6 protein-coding genes are annotated in these 4,606 nt (G+C 33.9%); 2 read left to right on the forward strand and 4 right to left on the reverse strand.

Annotation, left to right across the window (positions count from 1 at the left end):
- The 4 genes from AACY61_RS09000 to AACY61_RS09015 all read right to left on the reverse strand — a co-directional run.
- Positions 1–443, reverse strand: a 443-nt coding sequence (locus AACY61_RS09000) for an AI-2E family transporter (RefSeq protein ID WP_339611243.1), incomplete at its 3' end; no start/stop codon positions are given.
- A gap of 9 nt (positions 444–452) precedes the next feature.
- Positions 453–1,097, reverse strand: coding sequence for a DUF4159 domain-containing protein (locus AACY61_RS09005; RefSeq protein WP_339611244.1), 645 nt, complete (start codon positions 1,095–1,097; stop codon positions 453–455).
- Positions 1,097–1,909, reverse strand: a complete 813-nt coding sequence (locus AACY61_RS09010) for a ChaN family lipoprotein (protein ID WP_339611245.1) — start codon at positions 1,907–1,909, stop codon at positions 1,097–1,099. The genes AACY61_RS09005 and AACY61_RS09010 overlap by 1 nt, the downstream gene beginning before the upstream one ends.
- Before the next feature lie 133 nt (positions 1,910–2,042).
- Positions 2,043–2,453: a hypothetical protein gene (locus tag AACY61_RS09015; RefSeq protein WP_339611246.1), complete on the reverse strand. Its 411-nt coding sequence runs from the start codon at positions 2,451–2,453 to the stop codon at positions 2,043–2,045.
- A gap of 191 nt (positions 2,454–2,644) precedes the next feature.
- Between AACY61_RS09015 and AACY61_RS09020 the strand changes: the two genes are divergently transcribed.
- Positions 2,645–4,192 (forward strand): AbgT family transporter, encoded by a 1,548-nt coding sequence (locus AACY61_RS09020; RefSeq protein WP_339611247.1) that lies wholly within the window; start codon positions 2,645–2,647, stop codon positions 4,190–4,192.
- 106 nt (positions 4,193–4,298) lie between these two features.
- Positions 4,299–4,606, forward strand: a 308-nt coding sequence (locus AACY61_RS09025; RefSeq protein WP_339611248.1) for a GTPase, incomplete at its 3' end; no start/stop codon positions are given.

Genomic DNA, 4,606 nt, shown 5'->3' on the forward strand with positions numbered 1-4,606 from the left:
TTTATAAAATCCGGAATAAAACCAAAATCAAGAGTTTTTAAAAATCCGGAATTTTCTAACTGTGATTCAATATCAATGTTTGACCCTGCAAAGTAGGCTAACATTTCAGTATATAAATTTTCAATTGTTTTAGAAAGTGAATCAATATTTAACAAAGAAAGATTTTGACTTTGCTGCCTGATTAAGGGAATAAAAAGCAATAATAAACCAATAAAAAAACCAAAAAACAACAACATAGTACTTATGACTGCCAATAGATTATTGAATCGCAAACGATTTTTAAAAAAAAGAATTATTGGACGGCCAATTAAGGATATTACTGCAGCTATAATGATATATAAAACTACACTTTGAATTTTAAAGAGAAACCACCCTAAAATAAGTATACCGAATAAGGCCCCAACAGCACTTAAAATTCCTTTTGTAATTTCCTTAGAAAGCATAATTGTAATTTAATTTTCAAAAGCATATTTTATAATATTAGCACCCATTTGTAAAGCTTTTTGTCTAACCTCTTCAGGGTTGTTATGAATTTCATGGTTTTCCCAACCGTTTCCTAAATCAGTTTCATATGTGTATAAAAGCATGAGTCGGTCTTCCTCAAAGATACCAAAAGCTTGTGGGGGCTTATTATCGTGCTCGTGAATTTTTGGGAGTCCATTTGGAAATTTAAAATGGATATTAAAAATAGGGTGGGATGCCGGAAGTTCAACCAGTTCATTTTCTGGAAACAATTTTTCCAGTTCTGGTCTGAGGTAGGTGTCCATCCCATAATTATCGTCAATATGCAAAAACCCACCACTCAATAGATATTTACGTAAATTGGTGACATCATCGGGTGTAAAAAATACATTTCCGTGCCCTGTCATGTGGATGAAAGGGTAATTAAAGAGTTCTACACTTGAAGCTTCTACGGTTTTAGGACTTGAATCAATGCGGGTATTGATAAATTGATTTGTATATTTAATTAAGTTGGGTAGCGATGTTGGATTTGCATACCAGTCACCACCTCCATTGTATTTCAATACGGCAATTTCCTGTGCATTGATAAATTGAACTCCTATAAATAATATCAACAAATATTTTAAATATTGCATTAGTATGTAGTTGTTACGTTTTCATCCACCACAATTATGAAATCTGCTTTATTCAAATGCTCTTCATTTAATTGAGAAATATCTTTTTGTGTGACTGTAGAAATGACTTTGTAATTCAAATCTGGTTCTTTAAGTTTTAGATACCAAAGTATTCCTTCAAAATAATCACTGTGATAAGCACCGTTGTAATGAATAAACATTTCTTGTTCTACTTTGTTTTCTAAAATGGAATATGCCATTGTAGCATCTTTAATTGCCTGAGCCATTACCAATTCAGGAGTGCCGTGATCCCCCATCATTGTTAAGATGTTTTGATAAGTTGGAAGCTCAGGGTCAAATTCAATAGGTAATGGAGCTATCCATTTTAGTTCTTCGTTTGAAAGGGTATCTAAAGCCGAAAAACTATTTTTATAGACCATATTGGCATACTGCCTTGGTATGTTTGTGGCTATAAACTCTAATTGATTTGTTTTCGCAATATTTAACAGTGGGGCATAATCTGTTTTATAATTTGACCAAAGCCTTGCAAGTGTATCAAGCCCCTTCTGATTGATCTCGCCTTTTAAATATGAATTTATTACCTCTTGATTGTCTCTTTCAAACATTTCAGCACCTAGCTTTACATCTCTTTGGTTGATTAAATCTTTTGTCAATTCATATTGTAACCAGTGCGCAATTGCGCTATTATGCTGTTCGCCAAAGAGTATAACATCAGCTTTTGATACCATATTAAGCATTTCATAATAATTTATTTCTTCACCTTCACTATCAAAGAGAGCATACGCTTTTTTATGTTGTGAAAATGAATTCATACAAACTAATAATAAAATGGGAAAAAGTACAAATAGTTTCATAGAAGAAAAATAAAAATAGCTTGCTAATTTAAACATAAAAAAACCGACTTTAAAATTTAAAGCCGGTTTTTAATAGGGGTTTAATGGAGATTTATTTTCCTCCACCATCATCATTTTTAGTATTTACATTTTTACTGTCAGATACTTTTAAAGGTTTGCCACGTTGTTTACCATCAACTCTTTCACCTTTTTCTAATTTAGCTTTTTCAATAGCTGCTTTATTTTTAAGATTTTCATCTTTTTCAATTACCTCTACTGTTTTTATTTTTTGATCTTTCACAATCACTTCATCAGCATCTTGGTTTGTTTCTTTTGAGCCTTTAACCTTTAATTTACTTTTAGTTTCTTTAACTTCTTTATCAACTACTGTTTCAGTATTTGTGTCTTTTACTGTAACTTTTTTTACGGTAGTCTCTTTCTTAACATTTTCATTTTTTTGAGCTTCCACATTTGTTACAAATAATAGTGAAAAAACCATTGTAATTAAGACTGTAATTTTCATAACTATATAATTATTGGTTAATATATGGTAAATATAAGCTATGAAACCTAACTTATATTTAATATTATTATAATATTTTTCTAAAATATTTATAATATAAATTTTAAAAGCCAAGATTAATTTGCATTAGATATTAATAGTATTCTGTTTAATTTTCTATTTTAGCCTTCAGAAAACTAACAACCTTAAAAATGGAAGAAACTACTGAAGTCAAAAAAAAGGGCTTTGTTAACAAAGCACTCGATTTTATTGAGAAATCAGGAAACAAACTCCCCGCCCCCGCCATTCTTTTCTTTTTATTAATGCTCATTGTTTGGGTGCTTTCAGCAATCTTGTCAACAATGACTTTTGGAGAACTCGACCCGAGAACCGGAACCCCCCTTGAAGTAATTAATTTGTTGCAAGGGGATCAAATGGCTTCTTTTCTGGCCAATATGGTAACAACATTTACAAGCTTTGCGCCTCTGGGAATTGTGCTTGTAGCAATGCTTGGAGTTGGAGTTGCTGATTATTCTGGATTTATCAACGCTGGACTGAAGTCTATGTTGAACATAACTCCAAAAAAACTATTAACTCCTATGCTTATCCTAGTAGCTATTGTGTCTCACACTGCAGCAGATGCTGGTTATGTATTAGTAATTCCATTAGGAGCAGTTATTTTTTATGCGGCTGGAAGACATCCACTAGCAGGTATAGCTGCTGCTTTTGCTGGAGTTTCAGGAGGGTTTAGCGCAAACTTTATTCCGTCAGGAATAGATCCTTTACTACAAGGGTTCACGCAATCTGCCGCTCAAATAATTGATCCCGCAATGGAATTAAACCCATTAAATAACTGGTTTTTCACTTCAGCTTCAACATTACTTATTGTTTTGGTTGGCTGGTATATTACTGATAAAATTGTTGAACCAAGATTAAAAGGAGTGAAAGTAGAAGTAGATGAAGAGGACGAGCCAAAAATGGAAAAACTCACAAAACTTGAAAAGAAATCCTTTTATGTTGCGACATTAATAATGCTTTTGAGTTTAGTGGGTCTTTATCTTTGGGCCGCTCCTTCCGATTCAGCCCTTAGAGCTCCTGATGGAGAAATCACTTCTTTTGCAGCACCTCTGATGCGCTCAATTGTTCCTTTGATTTTTATAGTATTTCTAATTCCGGGAGTAATTTATGGAATGATGTCTGGAACGTTCAAAACTTCAAAAGATATTATCACCAGTATGTCAAAATCGATGACATCAATGAGTTACTATATTGTGATGGCTTTTTTCTGCGCATTGTTTATAGATGCTTTCGGAAAATCTAATATTGGTGCTTTACTGGCACTAAAAGGTGCTGCAGGACTAAAAGCACTCGCGCTCGCTCCTGAAATTACAATTGTCGGAATTGTTTTATTAACTGCAGCCGTGAATCTTTTTGTAGGTTCCGCTTCAGCGAAATGGGCACTAATTGCGCCCATTATGGTTCCTATGTTGATGCAATTGGGCATTTCACCTGATTTAACCCAAGCATCATACAGAGTAGGAGATTCTGTTTCAAACATAGTAACACCATTGATGCCATATTTTCCATTGGTAGTAGTGTTTTGTCAAAAATATGTCAAGAGTACAGGCATTGGGACTTTAGTATCCATGATGATTCCTTACTCGATTGTCTTTACCATAGCCTGGACAATATTCCTACTCGCATACTGGGCACTCGGATTTCCGTTAGGACTTCAGGCGACATATGAATATATGCCATAAAAATTATATAATTTGATTCTAAAATGCCTGTATAATTTACAGGCATTTTTTTATTGCAGTATTTACATTTGAAAGCATATCTTTGCACCTTTTAAAATAAAGTTATATGAAAGCCGGAATCGTAGGTCTTCCTAATGTGGGTAAATCCACCCTTTTTAATTGTTTGTCAAATGCCAAAGCGCAAAGTGCTAACTTTCCCTTTTGTACCATTGAACCTAATATTGGTGTGGTAAACGTTCCCGATCCCAGATTGCAAAAACTGGAATCACTTGTGAATCCGGAACGCGTGCTTCCGGCAACAGTTGAAATTGTCGATATCGCCGGACTGGTAAAAGGCGCCAGTAAAGGAGAAGGTTTGGGAAATCAATTCCTTGGAAACATTAGGGAAACCGATGCTATACTTCACGTATTACG

The sequence above is a fragment of the uncultured Planktosalinus sp. genome (assembly GCF_963973675.1).
GTDB lineage: Bacteria > Bacteroidota > Bacteroidia > Flavobacteriales > Flavobacteriaceae > Planktosalinus.

Bases quoted from the DNA above. Each gene is read 5' to 3' on its own strand.
- AACY61_RS09010 (WP_339611245.1), bottom strand. From the start codon at position 1,909: ATGAATTCATTTTCACAACATAAAAAAGCGTATGCTCTCTTTGATAGT.
- AACY61_RS09015 (WP_339611246.1), bottom strand. From the start codon at position 2,453: ATGAAAATTACAGTCTTAATTACAATGGTTTTTTCACTATTATTTGTA.
- AACY61_RS09020 (WP_339611247.1), top strand. From the start codon at position 2,645: ATGGAAGAAACTACTGAAGTCAAAAAAAAGGGCTTTGTTAACAAAGCA.
- AACY61_RS09005 (WP_339611244.1), bottom strand. From the start codon at position 1,097: ATGCAATATTTAAAATATTTGTTGATATTATTTATAGGAGTTCAATTT.